Below are 21,852 nucleotides of genomic sequence, written 5' to 3' on the forward strand. Positions count from 1 at the left end.
TGTTGTCAAGGGGAATGGGCTGCTGCGCGGCCCCCTCGCCTACCGCGCAGCAGCCCGGCTTCAGGCGTCGATACCGATGGTGCATAGGCGGCTGGGGAGCACTGCCGTCATGAAGGACCAGTTTGATCGGCTTCGGGAGGTGGCCTCCTGGCCTCGGGCGGAGGTGCTGGTGATACCTGCGGCTACCACGAACCATCCAGGTTTGGAGGGGGGGTTCAAGCTCGTCCGTGTCCCAGACAGCGACATGGTCGTCTACCAGGAGACGCGTCAGGCGGCGGTGTGGTCGTGGAGCAGGAATCCGTCGACGACCATGTGGCGTTGATGGCAGACCTGAGAGGAGTGGCGCTTCCTCCCGACCCGCCACTGGCCCTTAGTGGGCAGGTGCAAGGAGAGATCGAGTGATCAGCGAACCGTCTTGGCGCAAGTCCAGCTATAACGGCGGGAGCAACGACTGTGTCGAGTGTCGCCTAGGCGAGAGCTGGCATAAGTCCAGCTACAGCGGTGGAACCAACGACTGCGTCGAGTGCCGCTCCCAGGCCCACGTCGTGCAGGTCCGCGACAGTCAGAATCCCGGCCACGGCCACCTGTCCTTCCCGGGTGACGAGTGGCGGGCCTTCCTCGGACACGTGACGGCTCACCCCCAGTAGCCGCCCTCCACGGCCTCGGCCAACGCCTTCAACTCCGGGGTGCCTCCGTCCGTCCGGCCGACCAGTGCCAGGCGCGACGGGGGCGTGCCGTCCACCGGCACATACGCCACGTCGTCCCTACGGTTGTGCTCTGCCGTCGCCTCGCACAGCATCATCGCCCCGAGCCCCGAAGCCACCCTCGTCAACCCCTCCTGCAAAGTGCTCACGCCGGGCATCTGCGGGATCGGCCTTCCCTTCGGCGTCGCGACCGGGCTCTGCGCGCGTTTCCAGTACTCCGGGGCATCGCCCGATAGCGGAACGAGCGATAGGCCCGCCAGCTCCTCGGCCGCCACGGCCTCTCTCCCCGCCAACGCGTGCCCTGCCTGCACGGCGACCATTTGCCGCTGGTCCGGTAGGCGCGCCAGCACTCTCAGGTCCGGCTCTTCCACCGGCAGCAGAACGACGGCCGCCTCCAGCTCGCCCGCGCGCAGCGCCCCGAACGGGTCGGACAGCGGGATCTCCGTCAGGTCCACCCTGTGCCCCGGGAAGCGCCCATGGAACTCCACCACGGCCTCCGCCACCCCGGCGTAGATCAACCCCTGGAACCCCACCCGCATCCGCACGGCCTCCTCCCGTGCCGCCGCGCGCGCTCGGTCGACCGTCGCCGCCAGCGCCTCGTACGCCGGACGCAGCGACGCCGCGAACTCCTCGCCGAACGGTGTCAGCCCCACCCTCCGGCTCGTCCGGTCCACCAGCCGGGCGCCGACCCGCCGCTCCAGGGCGCGCAACAACTGGCTCACCCTGCTCTGCGAGACGAAGAGGCGCTCCCCGGCCCTCCCGAAGTGCAGCTCCTCGGCGAGGACGAGGAAGCACTCCAGCTCCCGGATCTCCACTCCGGCCACGTGCGCCTCCCCGTCGACGTCCCGCCTGCGCCCGCCGACGCATCTGCATCGATGAGCCGGGCTCATTGAAGCATGAGTGATTCGTGCTTGTTCGTCCGAGTCGTCCCCGGCTTGGATCTCCCCATGTCCACCTCCACACCCCAGACCCCTCCACCCGCCTCCGACACCACCGGCGCCGCCGCCGTGGCCGCGCGGCGCCGGGGCGGGTGGCCCGCCGTGGCCGCCGTCGCCACGGGGACCTTCACCGTCGTCACCTCCGAGATGCTCCCGGTCGGCCTGCTCACCCCGATCGGCGGCTCCCTCGCCGTCAGCGAGGGCACGGCCGGGCTCACGCTCACCGTCACCGGCCTGGTGGCCGCCGCCACCGCCCCCTTGGCCCCCGCGCTGATCGGGCGCACCGACCGCCGGACCGCCCTCGTCCTGCTCACCGCGCTCCTGGCCGGGGCCAACCTCCTCTCGGCCTGGGCGCCGACGTTCGCCGTGCTGGTCGCGGCCAGGGTCCTCGTCGGCATCGGCATGGGCGGCGTGTGGGCCCTCGCCGCCGGGCTGGCGCCGCGCCTGGTCCCCGCCCGGTCGGTCGGCGCGGCGACCTCGCTCATCTTCAGTGGGATCGCGGTCGCCTCGGTCCTGGGCGTCCCGCTCGGCACCTATACCGGGGCGCTTGCGGGCTGGCGCGAGGCCTTCGCCGTCCTCGGGCTGCTCGCCCTCCTCGTGGCCGTAGCGCTGGCCCTGCTCCTCCCGCCGCTTCCGGCCGACGCCCCCGTGCGCGCGCGGGGCGCCCTGCGCCTTGCCGCCGACCCGCGTGTGGCCACCGGCCTGGCCGCCGCCGTGCTCCTGGTGAGCGGGCACTTCGCCGCATACACCTACGTCCGACCGGTCTTGGAGGGCTCCGCCGGGATCGGCGCCGCGATGATCGGCACGCTGCTGCTCGTCTACGGCATCGCCGGGGTGGTCGGCAACTTCCTGGCGGGCCTGGGAGCGGCCCGGTCGGTCCGGGCCGTGCTCGCGGTGCTCGCCCTGGGACTCGCCGCCGCCGTGCTCCTGGTCCCCTGGGCCGGGGTCACCGTCCTCGGCGCGGGTGCGCTGATGATCCTGTGGGGATTGGCCTATGGGGGCGTCTCGGTGGCGTCCCAGACGTGGATGATGAAGGCCGCCCCCAAGGACACCGAGACCGTCACCGCGCTGTTCGTCGGCGTGTTCAACGCGAGCATCGCCCTGGGCGCCCTCGCCGGGGGATGGGCGGTCGACGGTTTCGGTGGAACATCGACCATGGTCCTCGGCGGAGTCCTCGCCCTGGGGGCCCTCGGCGTGGCCCTTGTCGGGCGCTCCCCGGAGAGGAAGGCTGCGGCCGCCCAGAAGGGATGAAGGGATGAAGGGTGCCCGTGGCCGGGGAGAGTCCTCCCTCCGGCCACGGGCCCGCGTGCGGGCGTCCATTCCGTGCGTTGTCGGGGCTTCGAACGGGAAGGGGAGCGCCATGACCGACTTCGTCCTCATCCATGGAACGACCCAATCGCCGGCCGGGTGGGACCTCCTGCGCGAGGCGCTCGCGCAGCGCGGCCATACCGGCATCCCCGTCGACCTGCCGGGCGACCCCGCCCTCGGTGTGGAGGACCACGCGCGGATCGCGGCCGAGCAGACGGCCGACCGGGTGCGCACCCCCGTCGTGGTGGCGCACTCCGGCTCGGGCGCCCTGCTCCCGGCCGTGGCCGACGCCGTCGGCGCCGGGGCCCTGGTCTGGCTCGCCGCCTACGTGCCCGACACCGTCGGCGGGCGCAGCCTCCTGGAAGAGGCCCAGGACGACCCCGCCGCGATGTTCGCCGAGGACTGGATCGGCGTCGACCCCTCCTCCGACCACGACGCCGCCCGCCGGTTCCTCTTCCACGACTGTGCCAAGGACGTGCAGGAGTGGGCGCTCAGCACCCTGCGCATGTTCGCCCCGCCCGAGGTCTACCGGCACCGCCCGGCCGACGGCCGGGCGGACGTCCCGTCCACCTACATCCTGCCGACCGCGGACCGCACACTGCGCCCCGACTGGATGCGCCGCGCCGCCGTGGAGCGGCTCGGCGTCCGCCCCGTAGAGGTGGCCGCCGGTCACTGCCCCCACGTCAGCCGCCCGGAGGAGACCGCCGACATCCTCGGCGCCGTGCAGCGCGTGGTCGGCAGCTGATCCGCTGCGGGGCCCATATGCCTACAGGGCGGTCCGCAAACGGACGCCCAGCGCCCGGTGGAAGGCGCGGGCCAAGTGCTGACCGGACTCGCCCCAGGCCGCGTACACGATGTGGCTGCCGTCCTTGAACCACAAGGTGACCATCGTGCCTCCCCGCCGGTCGTAGGTCAGGCTGCCCGACGCCACCTTGGAGTAGGGCACCAGCTCGACCGCGGCCCGCTTGCGCCACTTGCGGCGGCTCCCGTCCTCCTTGTCCGGCCAGCGCTTCTTCCACCATGCCTTCAGGGCCCGTCGTGCCGACGGGAACGGCAGCAGGAGCAGCCAGAACACCAGCCCCGCCACGAGCAACCACAGCAGCATCCCCATCAGGGCGTATGCCGCGATCTCGCCGAGGATCTCCCCTCCCTGGTGGTAGAAGAGACCGGCCAGCAGGTAGGCCAGGCCGCCGACCACGCCGCCCTGGAACACCGGGACGAACGCGTGGAGCGCCGTCCCCGGGTCACCGACCGCCCACCCGATCGCCGACAGGACCATGACCGCGAAGGCGGTGAACATGGGCCAGGCGGAGAAGACGCGGTCGAGCACTTTCACGACCGGGCGCGGATCGGTCGTGTAACCGGCCGTCCCGAACCGCAGGGTCCGCCGTCCGCCCGGGCTGGCCCGGACGCCGTCGACTCGGATCCCCTCTTTCAACGGGTCATGGCCGTACGGGTGGTGGTGCGTCGGCTGGTGCATGCGTCTTCCATGGTTCGGGGCGGTCGTGCCGCTGCGTCCCCGCGACCGGGCGCTCACGGAGAGAGGGCGCCGCCGGGGTGCTGGTCCACGGCGCCGTCCTCCAGGCCTATGACGGATGCCAGCCGCCGACGGTGCCATTCGGGTGCGCCGAACAGCGACGCCGAGCCGTGCGCGCGCTTGAAGTGCCGCTGGGCCTCGTGCTCCCAGGTCACCCCGATGCCCCCGTGCAGCTGGATCGCCTCCCCGGCGATCTCCCGATAGGCCTCGGAGCAGGCGGACTTGGCCGCCGACACGTCGGCCCACGCGTCGGCGTTCCCCGACTCCAGAGAGAACGCCGCCGCATAGGAGAGCGAGCGTGCGCTCTCCAGATCCACGTACATGTCGGCGAGGCGGTGTTTGACCGCCTGGAAGGACCCGATGGGGCGGCCGAACTGTTCGCGCGTCCCCGCGTACCCGACCGTCATCTCCACGCAGCGCGCGGCGCCCCCGACCTGTTCGGCCGTGAGTGCGGCGTTCGCGGCCGTCAGGGCGTCGGCCAGTACCCGACTGCCCTGGAAGGTGAGCGGCAGCGCCTCCGCGCAGTCGAACGCGACGTCGGCCCGGGGCCGAGTAAGGTCCAGCGGGACGCGTTCGGCGAGCTCGACGCCTTCGGCGTCGGGCGCTACCGCGAAGAGGGCCGGACCGTCGCCTGTCGCCGCCGCCACGACGAGCAGGTCGGCCGTGGCCGCGTCCAGCACGCGCGGCTTGCGGCCGCTGAGACTCCAGCGCCCGGAGGTGTCCGTGGCGGAACAGCGAGGTGCGTCGCCGTTCCGCGCGTCCCCCTCGTCGTCCTCTTCCCACGCCAGGGTCGCCGTGGCGGTCCCCTCGGCCAGGCGCCCGAGCCAGGCGTCCCGAGCGGGGGAGGCCTCACAGCCCAGGAGCGCCTGCGTGGCCAGCACCGACGAGGACAGGAACGGCACCTCCGCGAGCGCGTGCCCGAGTTCCTCCATGACCGCGTGTACTTCCAGGGGGCCGTACCCGGCGCCGCCCAGGCGCTCGGGGACGGCGAGTCCCGGCGCCCCGACCTGTTCGGCCAGGAGCCGCCAGGCCGCGCCGCCTCCGTGGTGGGCCAGCAGGCGCCGGACTCCGGCGCGCAGGTCCGCGTGCTCGGGGCGGAATCGCATGTCGGCCTCCCGGGGGCGGTGGGCCCTGATTCACCTAACAATCGTTTGATAGGTTAACCGCGTGCGCCGCCGTGGACCAGAGGGGGCCGTGCATGTCCACCACCGACCCCGCCCGGGCCGCCGACACTGGCCCCGACGCGCCGAAAGGGCCGCCGGACGGGCCGGACGCGTCCGTGGACGGCTTCCGCCGTGCGTTCCGGTCCTGGCTGGAGGAGAACCTCACCGGCGCGTTCGCCGACGCGCGCGGCATGGGCGGTCCCGGCCGCGACCATGAGGCCTTCGCCCTGCGCCGCTCATGGGAGCGGCACATGGCCGCCGCAGGCTGGACCTGCATCGGCTGGCCGACCGGGCACGGCGGTCGCGGCGCCGACATCGAACGCCAGGTCGCCTTCCACGAGGAATACGCCCTCGCCGACGCCCCAGCGCGCGTCAACCACATCGGCGAGGAGCTCCTCGGACCCACGCTCATCGCGCTGGGCACGCCCGACCAACAGCGCCGATTCCTCCCGCCCATCAGGCGGGGAGAGGAACTGTGGTGCCAGGGATACTCGGAGCCCGGAGCCGGATCCGACCTGGCAGCCGTCTCCACCCGCGCCGAATGGCGCGATGGACCCGGCGGGGCGCACTGGCGCATCCACGGGCAGAAGGTGTGGACCTCCCACGCCCGTGAGGCCGACTGGTGCTTCGTGCTCGCGCGTACCGACCCCGCCTCCACCCGTAGGCACGGCCTCGGCTACCTCCTCGTCCCGCTGCGCCAGGAGGGGGTGGAGGTCCGCCCTATCACGCAGCTCACCGGAACCTCGGAGTTCAACGAGGTGTTCTTCGACGGCGCGCGCGCCGAGGCCGACCACATCGTCGGCGCGCCGGGGGAGGGATGGCGCGTCGCCATGGCCACCCTGGGGTTCGAGCGCGGCGTCTCCACGCTCGGGCGGCAGGTCGGCTATGAGCGCGAACTGCGCGCGCTGATCGACGTGGCCCGCGCCAACGGCACCGCCCGCGACCCCCTCCTCCGCGACCGGCTCACGCGCGCGTGGATCGACGTGCGGGCCATGCGCGCCACCGCCCTGCGCACCATGGCGGGCCTGTCCGAGGGCGCACCGGGCCCGGAGGCGTCGATCTCCAAGATCCACTGGGCGCGCTGGCACCGGCGCCTGGGCGAGCTGGCCATGGACGTCGTGGGGCCCGAAGGCGCACTCGCCTCCGGGCCCCCTTACGACCTGGACCGCTGGCAGCGGCTGTTCCTGTTCTCGCGGGCCGACACCATCTACGCGGGCACCGACGAGGTGCAGCGCGACATCATCGCCGAGCGCGTCCTGGGCCTTCCCCGCGACCGGCGCGCGTGAGGGAGAGCACCGCACGTCCCCTGGAGCACCGCGGTCCTCCCGGCGGCCCCCGGCGCCTCAGGCCTCCTCCTCCCGCCCCAGCTTGAACTCCGCCTTCACGCGCTTCTTCAGCAGCTTGCCCGCCGCGTTCCGCGGAAGCTCCTCGGACACGATCCGGATGTGCTCGGGGATCTTGAACGCCGCCAGCTTCGGCTCCAGGTAAGCACGCAGCCCCTCGACGGTGAGCTCGGCGCCCGGCAGCAGGCCGACCACCGCGGCCACCTCCTCGCCGAACACCTCGTGCGGCACGCCCACCACCGCCACCTCGCCCACGGCGGGGTGGTCGTGGATGGCCGCCTCCACCTCGGCGCAGTACACGTTCTCGCCGCCGCGGATGATCATGTCCTTGGCGCGGTCGACGATGTAGAGGAACCCGTCCTCGTCCAGGCGCCCCAGGTCGCCGGTGTGCAGCCAGCCGTCCTTGAACGTCTCGGCGGTCGCCTCCGGGCGGTTCCAGTACCCGTGCACGATCCCCGGCCCGTTCAGCAGGACCTCCCCGACCTCGCCCGGCGGCAGCTCGGCGCCGTCCGGCCCGGCGACCTTGACGTCGACCACCGCCACCGGCAGCCCGGCGCTGTCGGGCCGCAGCAGGTAGTCGCTGCCGCCGTTGACCGTGGCGATCGCCGACGACTCGGTCAGCCCGTACCCCTGGCCCAGCATCAGCTCGTGCAGCCCCGAGCGGGCGCGCGAGACCAGCGCCGGGGCCGCGGGCGCGCCCCCGCTGGACAGCACCAGCAGGCTCGACAGGTCGTACTCGCCGAGCCGGGGCGAGGCGAGCATCTGCGAGATCATCGCCGGGACCGCGGTGATGGCGGTGACCCGCTCGCGCTCGATCAGGCGCAGCGCCTCCTCGGCGTCCCACCGGTACATCAGCACCAGCGCCCCGCCCTTGGCCAGCGCCGGGTACATCACCGACTGGGCGCCGGTGGTGTGGAACAGCGGCACCGTGCACAGCACCGTCGCCGCGCCGACCGCGTCCAGGAACGCCTGGGCGTCGGGCATGTCCAGGCCGAGCCGCATGAGTGAGCGGATGCGCGCGTAGTCGGCGGAGATCTGGTTGGAGATCATGTTCCGGTGCGAGCCCACCGCCCCCTTGGGGCGGCCGGTCGTGCCGGAGGTGTAGAAGATGTTGGCCGGGTCGTCGGGGTGGAGGTCGGCCGCCGGGGGCTCGGCGTCCGGTGCCACCTCGCCCAGCACCTCCGGCCACGGGCGCGCCGTCTCCGGCAGGGGGCCGTCGGTGCGCACCGCGATCACCGGCAGGCCCAGGCGCGGCAGGGCCGCGCCCAGCGCGGCGATCCGCTCACCGTCGGCCACGAGCAGCTTCGCCCCGCTGTCGGTGAGGCCGAACTCCAGCTCCTCACCCTTCCACCACGCGTTGAGCGGGACGAGGACCGCGCCGATGGAGGCGGCCGCGTAGTAGGCGATCACCCATTCGGGGTAGTTGCGCAGCGCCAGCGCCACCCGGTCGCCCTTGGCGACCCCGTAGTCCTCGGCCATGCGCCGCGCCATGGTGGCGGCGTGCCGGTAGAAGTCGGCGTGGCCGAGGCGTTCGTCCCCGTACACCAGGGCGGGCGCGTCGCCGAAGTCCCGGCTCGCCTCCAGGGCCGCCCGGAGGGTGGGCGCCGCGTGCTTCCAGACCCGCGTGGGCACCCCGCCGACGTCGGCGATCTCGATCTCGTAGGGGCTTCCCGAATGGAGGAGGCGGGCGGTCACGGCGCCGATCGCGCGCACCGGTCGCTGGACGGGGGGTTCGGTCATGCGCACACTCCCTAGGGTCGGACCCCGCCCGGGGCAGGGCGGGGAGGGAACAGCGATCGGCCCCGTCCGGGGGCGCCCGGCTCAGGGGCCGAAGCGGACGAGCGACCTGCCGCCGCGCCCCTCCCGCATCCGGAGGAAGGCGTCGGGCAGGCCGTCCAGGCCGATCTCGTCGGTGACCATGGAGGCCAGGTCGAGCGAGCCGTCGCGGACGAGCCCGGCCAGGGCGGGCACGTCGCGTGCGGGGTCGGAGGAGCCGTAGACGCAGCCGCGCAGGGTGCGGGCGAAGTGGAACAGCTCCAGCGCGCTGAAGGAGAGCCGGTCGTCCTTGGCGCCCACGCCCACGACGGTGGCCGTGCCGCCGCGCCGGGTCATGCTCCAGGCGCTGCGGATCGCGGCCGAGGAGCCGACCACCTCGAAGGCGTGGTCGACGCCGCGGCCCTCGGTCAGGGCGCGGACCTCCTTGGCGGCGGCGTCGCCCGCCGTGACGAAGTGGGTGGCGCCCAGCGCGCGGGCGAGCTCCTCCTTGGAGGGGGAGACGTCGACGGCGATGACCGGGTCGGCCCCGGCGATGCGGGCGGCCTGCAGGGCCGCCAGCCCCACCCCGCCCAGGCCGATGACCGCGGCCGACTGTCCCGCGCGCACTCCGGCGGAGTTGGCGACCGCGCCCCAGCCGGTCAGGACGGCGCACCCCAGCAGTGCGGCGGCGCCCGGGTCGACGTCGCCGGGCAGGGGCACCAGGGCGTTCTCGGGGACGTTGGTCGCCTCGGCGAAGGCGGCGGTGCCCAGGCCGGCGTGCACGGGCGTGCCGTCGGGGAGGGCGGCGTAGGGCGTGCGCGCGGCCTCGCCGGAGCGCTCGCACAGGTACGGCTCGCCGTTGGCGCAGAACCAGCAGGCGCGGCAGGCGGGGGCCCAGTTCAGCACGACGCGGTCGCCCGGGGAGGCGGAGGCGACGCCCTCGCCCACGGCCTCGACCGTGCCCGCGCCCTCGTGCCCGAGGACGGCGGGCATCGTCTGGGGGAGCGTGCCGTTGGACAGCGAGAGGTCGGAGTGGCACACGCCCGCGGCCGCCAGCCGGACCCGCACCTGCCCGGGGCCCGGTTCGGGGAGGACCACCTCGCCGATGGCGGGGGGTTCCCCGACGGAGGTGAAGAGGGCGGCCCGGACGGTGGTGCTCATGTGGCGTCTCCCGCGCGTGCGTGGCAGGGGGCGCGACGAGGGGGGCCGCGCCCCGGGGGTGTGCGCGAGCTTACAATACCAACCGGTCGGTAATCTAGGGGCGGGTCGGCCGGAGCCCTGGGAACGCCGGACGGCGGCGCCCCCGAGGGGACGCCGCCGCCGTGAGGCAGGGGAATGGAGGACAGGGGGTCAGCCGGTGGTCAGGGACAGGCCCCACTGGCTGAGGATCGGGTTCACCGGCTGGAAGAAGGTGGTCCCGCCCCAGGAGCAGTTGCCCGAGCCGCCGGAGGTGACGCCCTGGGCCTGGTTGCCGCTCATCCAGGAGCCGCCGGAGTCGCCCGGCTCGGCGCACGCGGTGGTGCGGGTCAGGCCGTGGACGGCGCCCTGCGAGTAGTTGACGGTCTGGTTCTTGGCCTGGATGGTGCCGCAGTGCCAGCCGGTGGTCGAGCCGGAGCGGCAGACCGAGGCGCCCACGGACGCCTCCTGGCTGCCCCGGACGGTCACGCGGCCGCCGGAGTAGTTGTTCACGTAGGGGGAGGGGGTCCAGCCGGAGCTCGCCCGCACCCAGCCCATGTCACGGCCGGGGAAGATGGAGCCGGCCACGCGGCCCGACTCGCCGGCCGAGCCGCGCACGGAGGTGCCGGTGCTGCCGCAGTGCCCGGCGGTCACGAACCCGCCGGAGACCGAGAAGCCGATCGAGCAGCGGCTGTTGCCGGGGTAGTAGGCGTCGCCGCCCACGATCGCGGCGAAGGGCTCCGGCTTGGCGGCGCCCTCCTCGACGGTGACGTCGGCCGCGTCGACGCCGGCGTCGGCGACGAGGTCCTCGGCCAGGCCCTCGGCGCCGTCCACGGCCTCGACGACCACGGAGTTGGACTCCACGTCGACGTACCAGCCGGTCACCTTGTCGGAGACGCCGTCCTCGGCCTCGGCGTCCAGGTCGGCCATGACGGCCTCCAGGTCGTCCTGGCTGGCCTCGACCACGCGGGCCTCGGCGCCGGCCGCCTCGACGGCCTCCACGGCGGAGGCGTCGGCGACCGAGACGGTCAGCTCGCGGGTATCGGTGTCGAAGACCGCGCCCGCGAACGCCGCGCCCGCGGCCTCCTGGGCGGCCTCCTGGACGGAGCGGGCGTCGGCTTCGGCGGTGAGCAGGTCATCGGCCTGGCCGGAGGCCACGCCCAGGTCGCGCTCCAGGGCCTGGGCCAGCGGCTCGGTGCCCTCGGGGAAGGCGTCGGCCTGGGCGCCGGTGGGGGCGGCGGCGATCAGGCCCACGGCCAGCGTCGATCCGCCGAGGAGGCGAATGAAGGGGGATTTCCGCACGTTCCTTACTCCTTGCGGTGGGGAGTCAGCGAACTCGTCGAGCGGTCGGACGCCCGCCGTGCCTGCGGCCGGAGCCGGGCCGACGGGACGTCTTGGGGCACCCGGCCTTGTGGGCCGGGCGGAGTGTCCACCGGACGATCGGTAAACAGTTCGCGACTATAAGCGAATCGACCCGTTGAGCAACACGGCTGTTGCACACCGTGCCTAGCGGAGGGCGGGTGGGGCGATACACGGCGGTAGGGGGAGGCGGCGGGGCGCGCCTGTGGGTCCAACCTCCGGAACGGCTTTTAGCTGGGCCTTATCTCCGGTGGTCAGAGCGATCATGCTGGGCCCCATAAGAGGGAGGCCGGGCGAGGGCTAGAGGGGCTCGGCGGCCGGATGAGGCCAGGTGGTGTATACGGAGTGCAATCACCTGGGGCTCCAGGTGTGACGGTAGGACCTTTCCGGGGCGCCCGGCGCACGGGACCTCCGCCCCTCCCTCCGGTCCGTTCCCGCCCCGCCGTCCGGGCCGACCGGCAGGGGAGGGCCGCCGCGCGCCTCGATAGGGTCGTGCGCCGTGGGAACCAAGCACAGGCGGCTTCCGCGGGAGGTCCGCGAGCAGCAGATGATCGACGCCGCCATCCGCGTCTTCTCGCGCCGGGGCTACCACAGCGCCGGGGTGGAGGAGATCGCCGACGAGGCGGGCATCTCCAAGCCGATGGTCTACATCTACCTCGGCTCCAAGGAGGGCGTGTTCACCGCGTGCATCCGGCGCGAGGCCGACCGCCTGGTCGAGGCGGTCCGCGCGGGCGTGTCCGGGTGCGCGACGCCGGGAGAAGGGCTGTGGGCCGGCCTGCGGGCGTTCTTCGAGTTCGTCGCCGACAACAGGGAGAGCTGGATCGTCCTTTACCAGCAGGCCAGGACCCAGGGCGAGCCGTTCTCCCGGGAGGTCTTCCAGGCGCGCTGCAGGGTGATGGAGGAGATCACCTCCCTGGTGGTGACGGGCACGGCGACCGAGGGCGGCGGCCGCCTGGTCTCGGAGAAGGACGCCGAGGTCCTGGCCCACGTGGCGGCGGGCGCGGCGGACGCCTTGACCGACTGGCTCCTGCAACACCCCGAGGAGACCCCGGAGACCCTGACCAGGCGCATCGTGACCCTGGCCTTGGCCGGAGCCGAACGCTACGCGGCCTCGGGCGAGTCCGCCGCTTCCCCGGCCCCGCCGGAGGAACCGCCCGCAGGGGCGAATCCGGCCGGTGCCCCGATCGGCCCTGCCCACTGACCCGCCGGACGGGCGGGGGTGGGGGTGGCCGAGCCGCCACCCTCCCGCACCGCGAGGGGCCCGGCACTCCGCGAGCAGGCCAAGGGAACCACCCCGCTCCGGACGGAACGGCCGGGCGGCGGCGTTATCCCCGACCGGTGTCCGGTATGCGTGTCACCGCGAACCACATCCGCATCCTCTGTTCCGGGTCGGACAGGTCGATGCCCAGATCCCTCTCTATCCTCCCGATCCGGTACCGCACGCTGTTCCTGTGCGCTCCCAGGTCGGCGGCGGTCCGGTCCCAGTTGCCGTTCCTCGCCAACCACGCGCGCAGGGTCTCCCGCAGCATCGCCGACGACTCGCCCTCTTCGGCCAACGGCCCCAGCAGCGCCCTGGCCGCCTTTCCCGCCGCCGCGGGGTCGATCGCCGCTTCGAGCGGGTCCTCCCTTTCCCGTGCCACCAAGGGACGGGCGGCCGCGCGCGCTCGGATCAGCAGGGCGGCGGCCTCCCCGTCGGCCCGGGGCAGCTCCGCCACCGTGACCGCTCTGCTCATCGCCCCGAGCCAGCCCCGGCGGTAGAGGGCGTCCAGTGCTTCGGTGGGCCCCTCGCCGTCCGAACCGGCCGAACCGTCCGACGAGGCACCGTCCGCCCGGTCGGCCACGACGGCGCGCAGCGGAACATCCCCGCCGGGGGTGCCCGGGTCCGCCAGTTCCGTACCGAGTGCGGCCGCCGCGTCGGCCGCCGCGGGGGCGGGGCCCCGGCCCGCCCGCACCGCGTGGAGGACGCGGAAGGTGTCCGGTGCCGTGTCGGCCGATCCGGATTCGGGAGAGAGGCCCCGGCCGGCCAGCGGAGCCACCAAGGGCGCCAGGTCCGGCGCGCCCTGCCCGTCGAGCAGCAGGCGGCACAGCAGCGGCCCCGGCACCGCCGCGGACGCCCCGCGTGAGAGCAGGCCGAGCAGCGCCACCGCCGTGCCCAGCACCGCCCGCTCGGCCATGTCCAGCCGTGTAGGCCGCCCCAGCACCACCACCCCCTGCTCGCGCGGCGGCTCGCCCACCGCGTGCAGGAAGACCTGGTCCCCGCCGAGCGCCGCCTTGGCGCTGCGCGGCCCCCGCGGGCGGCGCAGCCGCTCGGCCAGCTCGGCCACCTCCGCCCCCAGGTCGCGCGGCGGCGACGCGGCGGTGAGGCGTGGGCCCACGTCCTGCCCGTCCAGAAGCACGGCCCAGCAGCCCAGCGCCCCGGCCAGAGTGGCCAGCACCCGCTCGTCCGGGGCGGCCGCCGTCACCGACCGCACCAGCGCGCGGTGGGCCTCGCTGACCCGCCGCACCTCCTCGACGCGTCCCTCCTCCACCAAGGCGCCCACCGCGCGCCCCACCGCCACGAACGGCGTCGACCGGGCGACCTCCACCAGCGCCAGCCCGTGCGCGGCGCACCGCTCCACCAGCTCTGCCGGGACCTCGTCGAAGACCGGCGTCACCCCGAACCCCAGGGCCCCTGCCCCGGCCCGCACCAGCCCCGACACATAGGCCTCAAGGTCGTCCGGGGCGGTGGACATGTTCACCCCGGCGGTGAGCACCAGCTCCCCGCCGATCAGGTAGGGGGCCGGGTCGCGCAGCTCGCTCACCGCCGCCCAGCGCACCGACGGCGGCTCATCCCCGGGCAGCACGACCGCGCGCAGACCCAGGTCGCGCCGGTCCAGCAGACGCTTGAGCGGGACGCTCCCGTCGCCGTGCATGGGCCCCCTTCCCGCCCGCCCGCACCCGCCGGACCCGCGCGTCCCCGCCCCGGCGCCCGGGGGTCTGCGCGGAGGGGTGGGCGGGACGGAACGGCCAGGCAGCGGGGCCGAGCTGTGCAGAACATCCAGTTACAGGCCAGCTTATGCGCCTTTAACGTGCAGGAATCCGGTGATCCGGGTCTCGGACCCCCGTAGGCCAGGACACTCCCCCGTTCAAGGAGCACGCATGACGATCGACCTCGCGGTGATCGCGCTCTACCTGTCGGGCATGGTCGCCCTCGGTTGGTGGGGCATGCGCCGCACCCGCGACCGGAGCGACTACCTGGTCGCAGGCCGCCGACTCGGCCCGTTCATGTACTCGGGCACCATGGCCGCCGTCGTCCTCGGCGGCGCCTCCACCATCGGAGGCGTCGGGCTCGGCTACACCTACGGCCTGTCCGGCGCCTGGATGGTCGGCGCGATCGGCGCCGGCATCATCCTGCTGCACGCCTTCTTCGCGCGCCGCATCTCCCGCCTGCGCGTCTACACCGTGGCCCAGATGCTCGACCTGCGCTACGGCGGCAACTCCCGCGCCGTGTCCGGCCTGGTCATGTGGGGCTACACCTTCATGCTGACGGTGCCCTCCACGCTGGCCTTCTCCACCGTCTTCAGCGGGCTTTTCGACATGCCCCGCGCCGTCGCCATCATCCTCGGCGGCGCGATCGTGGTCACCTACTCCACCCTGGGCGGCATGTGGTCGGTGACGCTGACCGACATGGCCCAGTTCCTCATCAAGACCTTCGGCCTGCTGCTCATCCTCACCCCGGTGGCGGTCTGGCACGCCGGAGGGTTCTCGGGGATGCGCGAGGCCCTGGGCCCCGACCACTTCGCCCCGTTCAGCATCGGCGGCGGCACGATCGCCACCTACTTCCTCATCTACGCGCTGGGGATCCTCATCGGCCAGGACATCTGGCAGCGCGTCTTCACCGGCCGCAACGACGCGACCGTCACCGGCGGCGGCCTGGGCGCCGGGGTCTACTGCCTGGTCTACGCCGTGGCCGGGGCGCTCATCGGCACCTCCGCCGCCGTGCTCTTCCCCGGGCTGGACAACCCCGACGACGCCTTCTCCCTCATCGTCGCCGACACCCTGCCGACCGGGCTGGCCGGACTGGTGCTGGCCGCCGCCCTGTCCGCGGTCATGTCGACGGCCAGCGGCGCCCTGATCGCCTGCTCGGCGGTGACCTCCACCGACCTGCTGCCGGAGGCCCGGCGGCTGTGGCGGCGCGGCGCCCCCTCCGGCGGCGCGGCCGAGGGGGAGCGCGACGAGGTCGCCTCCAACCGCATCACCACCCTCGTGCTGGGCGCCGGGACCATCGCCGTGTCCCTGCTGGTGGACGACGTGGTCGCCGGGCTGACCGTCGCCTACAACATCCTCGTGGGCGGCCTGCTCGTGGCCATCCTCGGCGGACTGGTGTGGCGCCGCGGCACCCGCCCGGGGGCGCTGGCCTCCATGCTCGTGGGCGCCGCGACCGTCATCGCCACCATGGCCGCCAAGGGGATGCTCGCCAACGAGGCCATCTACTACGGCCTCGGCGCCTCGCTGGCCGCCTACATCGCGGTCAGCCTCGCCACCCGGCCGACCGAGCCCGCCGTCCTCGACGCCTGGCAGCGCCGCGTGCGGGGCGAGGCCGACGCGGGCGCCGACGGCCCCCGGCCCGGGGCCGGACCCGAATCCCCGAGCGCCGACCGGACGACCCCGGTGGCCTCCGACGAGGGCGCGGGCTGACCGAGCCCGCCCGCCCGACACCAGCGCTGCCGACCGCAGCGGAAGCGAACGACAGACGAGAGAGGCCTGCGACGATGTCCGCACCGATCGGCCCCACCGACTCCAGCCGCGTCCCCCGGTTCGCCGGGCCGGCGACCTTCGCCCGCCTGCCGCGGCTGGACCAGGTCGACCACGCCGGAATCGCGGTGGTGGGGGTCCCCTTCGACACGGGCGTGTCCTACCGCCCCGGCGCGCGCTTCGGCCCCGCCTCCATCCGCGAGGCGAGCCGGCTGCTGCGGCCCTACAACCCCGGCCTGGACGTGTCTCCCTTCGCCGAGGTCCAGGTGGCCGACGGCGGCGACATCGCCGTCAACCCCTACTCCATCGGCGACGCCGTGGAGACCCTCCAGGAGGCCGCCACCGGGTTCATCCAGGACGGGACCCGCATGGTCACCCTGGGCGGCGACCACACCATCGCGCTGCCGCTGCTGCGCGCCCTGCACGCCCAGCACGGCCCGATCGCCATGGTCCACTTCGACGCCCACCTGGACACCTGGGACACCTACTTCGGCGAGCCCTACACCCACGGCACCCCGTTCCGCCGCGCCGTGGAGGAGGGCATCCTCGACACCGAGGCCATCTGCCACGTCGGCACCCGCGGCCCCCTCTACGGCAAGAAGGACCTGGAGGACGACCGCCGCTTCGGGTTCGGCATCGTCACCGCGGCCGACGTGATGCGCAAGGGCGTCGACGAGATCGCCGACGCGCTGCGCCAGCGGGTGGGGGACCGGCCGCTGTACGTGTCGGTCGACATCGACGTGCTCGACCCGGCGCACGCCCCCGGCACCGGCACGCCCGAGGCGGGCGGCATCACCAGCCGCGAACTGCTGGAGATCCTGCGCGGCCTGGGCTCGTGCAACCTGGTCGGCGCCGACGTGGTCGAGGTCGCCCCGGCCTACGACCACGCCCAGATCACCGCCACCGCAGCCTGCCACGTCGCCTACGACCTCGTCAGCGTCCTCGCCCTGAACAAGCACTGAGCCCTGAACGGGACCCGACACCCCAGCGCGCGGCGCCGCCCCTCGACGTCACGAGGCTGATCGTCGACGACGGCGGCCCGCCCCCGGGGGGGGCGCCGCGCCGATCCGAACAGCGCCGTACCGCACCGAAAGGCCGTCTTCCGTGACACGACCCCGCAACGGCGGCGACGTCGCCGCCGAGACGCTGACCGCCCTGGGGGCGCGCACCGCCTTCGGCATCCCCGGGCAACACGCGCTGGGGCTGTTCGACGCCCTGCAGTCCCGGCCCGAGGTGCGGTTCGTCTCCAGCCGAGTGGAGAACAACGCCGCGTTCGCCGCCGACGGCCACGCGCGCTTGACCGGTGACGTGACCCCGCTGCTGGTGTCGACCGGCCCCGGCGCCCTGCTGACCCTGGCCTCCCTCCAGGAGTCGGCGGCCGCCTCCGCCCCGGTGCTGTGCATCAGCAGCCAGATCCCCTCTGAGGGACTGGGCGGCGCGCGGCGCGGCTTCCTGCACGAGCTTGCCGACCAGTCGGCATCGGCCCGTGGCGTCGTCAAGTCCGTGCACACGGTGCGCCACGCCTCGCAGATCCCCTCGGCGATCGCCGAAGCCTGGCGGAGCGCCGCCGCCGCGCCCGCAGGGCCGGTGTGGGTGGAGATCCCGCAGGACGTACTGCTCGCCCCGGTGGAGCTGCCGCCCGTGTCCGACGTCGACGGCTCCCCGGAGCCGTTGCGCCCGCGCGCTGAGCTCGTCGACGAGGCCGCACGCCTGCTCGACGGCGCGGAGCGGCCCGTCGTCCTCGCAGGGGGCGGCGTCTCCCGCGCCCGGGCCCAGGGCGCGCTGCTGCGCCTGGCCGAACACCTGCAGGCGCCGGTCGCCTGCACCTTCGGCGGCAAGGACGCCTTCCCCTGGGAACACCCCCTCTCCCTACAGTCCTGGCTGGAGGACCGGCACACCACCGAATACCTGGAACAGGCCGACGTGCTGCTCGTCGTCGGCTCCGGCCTGGGCGAGCTGTCCAGCAACTACCACACGATGCGCCCCAAGGGCCGGGTCGTCCAGATCGAGGCCGACATGGGAAAGCTGGAGGCCAACGGCCCCGCCCTCGGCATTCACGCCGACGCCGCCCCCGCCCTTGACGCCCTGGCGGCACGCGTCACGCCCCGCGCGCGCTCCGAACGGGCCGAACACGAAACCGCGGACGTCAAGCGCAAGGTCGCCGACCGCCTCGCGGGGCAGGGCCTGGAGACCGAGGCCCGTGTCCTCGAAGCGGTGCGCGAGGCTTTGCCCGACGGAGCCCCGAGCTACTGGGACATGACGATCCTCGGGTACTGGGCCTGGTCGGCCTGGGACCCGCGCGGCGGCGCCATGCACAGCGCGCAGGGGACCGGCGGCCTCGGCTACGGCCTGCCCGCCGCGCTCGGCGCGGCCGCCGCCCACGACGGGCCGGTGCTCGCGGTCTCCGGCGACGGCGGCGCCATGTACGGCATCGCCGAGCTGGCCACCGCGCGCCAGCACGACCTCGACGTCACGTGGCTGATCGTCGACGACGGCGGCTACGGCATCCTGCGCGAGTACATGAACGGCGCCTTCGGCCGTGCCTCGCACACCGAGCTGGCGCGCCCCGACTTCACCGCGCTCGCCGGGTCCTTCGGGGTGTCCGCGGTGCTGACCGACATCGACCGGCTCCGCGGCGACCTGGCCGCCGCCTTGGCCGCGCCCGGCCCCAGCGTCGTGGTGCTGCCCGCCGTACTGCGCATGTTCGCCCCCACCCACCTGGACTGACCGGCCCCGGCCCCCGGTGGCATCCCCCGTTCCCTCCACCTCCAGGAGACGACCCATGACCGAGCAGCGAACCGAGGCGCCCCGGCGGCGCCAGCGTGTCACCGAGGTGGAGGCCTACGGCGTGGCGCCGCTGCCGCCCGAAGCGCAGACCTCCGGCCCGCTCGACCTGTTCCGCCTCGCCTTCGGCGGCGCCAACACCTTCGCCACCATCATCCTGGGCACCCTGCCCATCGCCTACGGCCTGGGCTTCTGGGCGGCCGCCGCGGCCACGGCGGCCGGGGTGGTGCTGGGCGCGCTCATCCTGGCGCCCATGGCGCTGTTCGCCCCGCGCACGCGCACCAACAACGCCGTCTCCTCCGGGGCGCACTTCGGCGTGGTGGGGCGCGGCCTGGGCTCGCTGCTGTCGCTGCTGACCGCCGTCGCCTTCTTCTCCATCTCGGTGTGGGTGAGCGGCGACGCGATCGCCGGGGCCGCCGCCCGGCTGGGCCTGGGCGGCGGCGACGGGGTGCGCGCGGCCGCCTACGGCGCCATCGCGCTGGCGGTGTTCGCGGTGTGCGTGTACGGCTACCAGTTCATGCTGCTGGTCAACAAGGTGGCGGTGGTCGCCGGGAGCGCCCTGATGGTGCTCGGCGCGGTGGCCTACGGCGGCACGTTCGACCCCTCCTACTCCGGGACGGGCCAGTACCTGCTCGGCGGCTTCTGGCCGACGTGGGGGCTGGCGGTGCTGACGATCATGGCCAACCCCGTCTCCTTCGGCGGCTTCCTCGGCGACTGGGCGCGCTACATCCCCGCCTCCACCCCCGTCCCGCGGCTGCTGGCCGCCCCCTTCCTGGCGCAGCTGGCCACGCTGCTTCCGTTCGGGTTCGGCGTGGCCACCGCCACCCTGGTGGCCGACCCGGGCGACTACGTCGTGGGCCTGGTGGCCGCCTCGCCGGGGTGGTACGCGGTGCCGCTGCTGCTGGTGGCCCTCATCGGCGGGCTGTCCACCGGCACCACCGCGCTCTACGGCACCGGCCTGGACTTCTCCTCGCTGGTGCCGCGCCTGAACCGGGTGCAGGGCACGGTCGTGGTGGGGGCGCTCGCGCTGCTGCTGGTGTTCACCGGGGCGTTCGTGTTCGAGGCGGTCGACACCATCAACGCGCTGGCGATCCTCATCGTGCTGCTGACCTCGCCGTGGATGGTGGTCCTCATGCTCGGCTACCTGTTCCGCAGGGGCCACTACCTGGTCGAGGACCTGCAGGTGTTCAACGAGGGGCGCCGGGGCGGCGCCTACTGGTTCACCCGCGGGACCAACTGGCGCGCGGGCGCCGCCTGGGGCCTGGCCGCCGCCGCGGGCCTGCTCTTCGCCAACACCCCGCTGCTGGTCGGGCCGCTCGGCACGCTGGCCGGGGGCCTCGACCTCAGCCTCCCCGTCGCCCTGCTGACCGCGGCCGTGGCCTACCCGGTGGCGATGGTCGTCGCCCCCGAACCGCGCGAGGTCTTCGGCCCGCAGGGGCCGCGGTGGGTGCCGTGCGCCCCCGAGGCCCGGGAGGAGCGGTCGGCGCCGGAGCCCGCGGTCCGCTGAAGGGGCGGACCGGCCGCCGAATACCCACCGCTACCCACCGCGCCTGCGGGCGCACCTGTCCGACGAGGAACCGAGACGAGAGGCGAGTGACCCGATGCGCACCCGCGAGTTCGACACCCTGCCGGCCTTCATCGCGGGCGGCTTCGTCCCGCCCGCGGGCGACCGCACCATGGACCTGACCGACCCGGTGACCGAAGCGCGCGCGGGAGCCGCGGCCGTGTGCGGCTCCACCGAGGTGGAGGCCGCCATGTCGGCCGCGCAGAGCGCGTTCCGCGTCTGGCGCAAGGCCACGCCCACCCGGCGCCAGGACGCCCTGCTGGCCATCGCCGACGCGCTGCGCGAGCGCGCTGAGGAGTTCGCCGACGCCGAATGCCGCGAGACCGGCAAGCCGCGCTCCTCCATGCTGGAGGAGGAGATCCCGATGTGCGTGGACAACCTGCGCTTCTTCGCGGGGGCGGCCCGGCACCTGGAGGGGCGCTCGGCCGCCGAGTACATGGAGGGCTGCACCTCCTGGATCCGGCGCGAGCCCGTCGGCGTGTGCGCGCAGATCACGCCGTGGAACTACCCGCTGATGATGGCGGTGTGGAAGATCGCCCCGGCCCTCGCGGCGGGCAACACCGCCGTCCTCAAGCCGGCCGAGAGCACTCCCACCACCACGGTGATGCTCGCCGAGATCGCCGCGCCGCACCTGCCCGAGGGGGCATTGAACGTCCTGCCGGGCGACCGCGACACCGGGCGGCTGGTGGTCGAGCACCCCGTCCCGCGGCTCGTGTCCCTCACCGGCTCCACGCGCGCGGGCGTGCAGGTCGCCAAGTCCGCCTCTGAAGACCTGAAGCGCCCGCACCTGGAGCTCGGCGGCAACGCGCCCGCCGTCGTGTTCGAGGACGCCGACATCCCGGCCACCGTCGAAGGCATCATCGCGGGCGGGTTCCTCAACGCCGGGCAGGACTGCACTGCCGCCAGCCGGGTCATCGTGCACGAGTCGATCCGTGAGGCGTTCACCGCCGAACTCGCCGCACGCGCTGCAGAGCAGAGAACCGGGCGCCCCGTGGACGAGGACTCCGACTTCGGCCCGCTGAACAACGCCGACCAGTTCGGCCGGGTGCTCGGGCTCTTGAAGAGCCTTCCCGCGCACGCCAAGGTGGAGACCGGCGGGGAGCGCGCGGGCGAGCGCGGCTACTTCATCGCGCCCACCGTCGTCTCCGGGCTCCGCCAGGACGACGAGATCGTGCGCGAAGAGGTGTTCGGGCCGGTCCTCACGGTCCAGGCCTTCTCCACCGAGGACGAGGCCGTCGAGCTGGCCAACGGGGTCGAGCAGGGCCTCGCGTCGTCGGTGTGGACCCGCGACCACGGCCGCGCGCTGCGCATGGGCGCCGAACTGGACTTCGGCGCGGTGTGGGTGAACACCCACGGCGGCCTCACCTCGGAGATGCCGCACGGCGGCTTCAAGGGCTCGGGGTACGGCAAGGACCTGTCGGCCTACAGCCTGGAGGACTACACCCGCGTCAAGCACGTGATGAGCGCGCTGTCCTGACCGCCTCCGG

At 74.0% G+C, this 21,852-nt stretch carries 18 protein-coding genes; 11 read left to right on the forward strand and 7 right to left on the reverse strand.

Translation table 11 applies throughout. The annotated features are described in order from the left end of the window. Positions 1 to 109 precede the first annotated feature (109 nt). Both O4U47_RS10985 and O4U47_RS10990 read left to right on the forward strand, forming a co-directional pair. On the forward strand, positions 110 to 322 hold the full coding sequence (locus O4U47_RS10985; protein WP_270677687.1) for a Scr1 family TA system antitoxin-like transcriptional regulator: 213 nt from the start codon (positions 110 to 112) through the stop codon (positions 320 to 322). 76 nt (positions 323 to 398) lie between these two features. Beyond that, positions 399 to 647 carry a DUF397 domain-containing protein gene (locus O4U47_RS10990; protein ID WP_270677688.1) on the forward strand — a complete coding sequence of 83 codons (249 nt, stop codon included), beginning with the start codon at positions 399 to 401 and terminating at the stop codon, positions 645 to 647. On the opposite strand, the gene O4U47_RS10995 is transcribed toward O4U47_RS10990, so the two are convergent. Further along, complete coding sequence (locus tag O4U47_RS10995; protein WP_270677689.1) at positions 635 to 1,528, reverse strand: LysR family transcriptional regulator; 894 nt, start codon at positions 1,526 to 1,528, stop codon at positions 635 to 637. The two genes, O4U47_RS10990 and O4U47_RS10995, sit on opposite strands and share 13 nt — an antisense overlap. Positions 1,529 to 1,651: 123 nt before the next feature. Here O4U47_RS10995 and O4U47_RS11000 point away from each other — a divergent pair, with 123 nt between their 5' ends. Continuing rightward, the gene (locus O4U47_RS11000; protein ID WP_270677690.1) at positions 1,652 to 2,893 is read left to right on the forward strand and encodes an MFS transporter; all 1,242 of its coding nucleotides are present in this window, start codon (positions 1,652 to 1,654) and stop codon (positions 2,891 to 2,893) included. 109 nt (positions 2,894 to 3,002) lie between these two features. Next, the gene (locus tag O4U47_RS11005) at positions 3,003 to 3,695 is read left to right on the forward strand and encodes an alpha/beta fold hydrolase (RefSeq protein WP_270677691.1); all 693 of its coding nucleotides are present in this window, start codon (positions 3,003 to 3,005) and stop codon (positions 3,693 to 3,695) included. A 21-nt stretch (positions 3,696 to 3,716) separates the two neighbouring features. On the opposite strand, the gene O4U47_RS11010 is transcribed toward O4U47_RS11005, so the two are convergent. Both O4U47_RS11010 and O4U47_RS11015 read right to left on the reverse strand, forming a co-directional pair. Further along, complete coding sequence (locus tag O4U47_RS11010; protein WP_270677692.1) at positions 3,717 to 4,430, reverse strand: hypothetical protein; 714 nt, start codon at positions 4,428 to 4,430, stop codon at positions 3,717 to 3,719. Between the two features lie 53 nt (positions 4,431 to 4,483). Continuing rightward, on the reverse strand, positions 4,484 to 5,593 hold the full coding sequence (locus O4U47_RS11015) for an acyl-CoA dehydrogenase family protein (RefSeq protein WP_270677693.1): 1,110 nt from the start codon (positions 5,591 to 5,593) through the stop codon (positions 4,484 to 4,486). 92 nt (positions 5,594 to 5,685) lie between these two features. Between O4U47_RS11015 and O4U47_RS11020 the strand changes: the two genes are divergently transcribed. Beyond that, entirely contained in the window at positions 5,686 to 6,936 is a 1,251-nt protein-coding gene (locus O4U47_RS11020) for an acyl-CoA dehydrogenase family protein (protein WP_270677694.1), read from the forward strand. Between the two features lie 57 nt (positions 6,937 to 6,993). Here O4U47_RS11020 and O4U47_RS11025 read toward each other — a convergent pair whose 3' ends face one another. The 3 genes from O4U47_RS11025 to O4U47_RS11035 all read right to left on the reverse strand — a co-directional run bounded on the left by O4U47_RS11025 (position 6,994) and on the right by O4U47_RS11035 (position 11,226). After that, positions 6,994 to 8,733 carry a class I adenylate-forming enzyme family protein gene (locus tag O4U47_RS11025; protein WP_270677695.1) on the reverse strand — a complete coding sequence of 580 codons (1,740 nt, stop codon included), beginning with the start codon at positions 8,731 to 8,733 and terminating at the stop codon, positions 6,994 to 6,996. An 81-nt stretch (positions 8,734 to 8,814) separates the two neighbouring features. After that, the gene (locus tag O4U47_RS11030; protein WP_270677696.1) at positions 8,815 to 9,909 is read right to left on the reverse strand and encodes a Zn-dependent alcohol dehydrogenase; all 1,095 of its coding nucleotides are present in this window, start codon (positions 9,907 to 9,909) and stop codon (positions 8,815 to 8,817) included. 189 nt (positions 9,910 to 10,098) lie between these two features. Continuing rightward, positions 10,099 to 11,226 (reverse strand): S1 family peptidase, encoded by a 1,128-nt coding sequence (locus O4U47_RS11035; protein WP_270677697.1) that lies wholly within the window; start codon positions 11,224 to 11,226, stop codon positions 10,099 to 10,101. Between the two features lie 556 nt (positions 11,227 to 11,782). On the opposite strand from O4U47_RS11035, the gene O4U47_RS11040 reads away from it, so the two are divergent. After that, complete coding sequence (locus tag O4U47_RS11040) at positions 11,783 to 12,484, forward strand: TetR/AcrR family transcriptional regulator (protein ID WP_270677698.1); 702 nt, start codon at positions 11,783 to 11,785, stop codon at positions 12,482 to 12,484. Between the two features lie 124 nt (positions 12,485 to 12,608). On the opposite strand, the gene O4U47_RS11045 is transcribed toward O4U47_RS11040, so the two are convergent. Next, positions 12,609 to 14,195 carry a PucR family transcriptional regulator gene (locus tag O4U47_RS11045; protein WP_270677699.1) on the reverse strand — a complete coding sequence of 529 codons (1,587 nt, stop codon included), beginning with the start codon at positions 14,193 to 14,195 and terminating at the stop codon, positions 12,609 to 12,611. Between the two features lie 226 nt (positions 14,196 to 14,421). Between O4U47_RS11045 and O4U47_RS11050 the strand changes: the two genes are divergently transcribed. The 5 genes from O4U47_RS11050 to O4U47_RS11070 all read left to right on the forward strand — a co-directional run bounded on the left by O4U47_RS11050 (position 14,422) and on the right by O4U47_RS11070 (position 21,842). Then, complete coding sequence (locus O4U47_RS11050; RefSeq protein ID WP_270677700.1) at positions 14,422 to 15,960, forward strand: sodium:solute symporter; 1,539 nt, start codon at positions 14,422 to 14,424, stop codon at positions 15,958 to 15,960. A gap of 74 nt (positions 15,961 to 16,034) precedes the next feature. Further along, a complete protein-coding gene (gene speB, locus O4U47_RS11055) occupies positions 16,035 to 16,979 on the forward strand; it encodes an agmatinase (protein ID WP_270677701.1) in 945 nt (314 codons plus the stop codon). 142 nt (positions 16,980 to 17,121) lie between these two features. Then, positions 17,122 to 18,744 carry a thiamine pyrophosphate-binding protein gene (locus O4U47_RS11060; protein WP_270677702.1) on the forward strand — a complete coding sequence of 541 codons (1,623 nt, stop codon included), beginning with the start codon at positions 17,122 to 17,124 and terminating at the stop codon, positions 18,742 to 18,744. Positions 18,745 to 18,799: 55 nt separating this feature from the next. Next, a complete protein-coding gene (locus O4U47_RS11065; protein WP_270677703.1) occupies positions 18,800 to 20,308 on the forward strand; it encodes a purine-cytosine permease family protein in 1,509 nt (502 codons plus the stop codon). Between the two features lie 94 nt (positions 20,309 to 20,402). After that, positions 20,403 to 21,842 carry a gamma-aminobutyraldehyde dehydrogenase gene (locus O4U47_RS11070; RefSeq protein WP_270677704.1) on the forward strand — a complete coding sequence of 480 codons (1,440 nt, stop codon included), beginning with the start codon at positions 20,403 to 20,405 and terminating at the stop codon, positions 21,840 to 21,842. Positions 21,843 to 21,852: the final 10 nt, after the last annotated feature.

This window comes from Nocardiopsis suaedae, from assembly GCF_027706745.1.
In the GTDB taxonomy this organism is placed as follows: domain Bacteria; phylum Actinomycetota; class Actinomycetes; order Streptosporangiales; family Streptosporangiaceae; genus Nocardiopsis_A; species Nocardiopsis_A suaedae.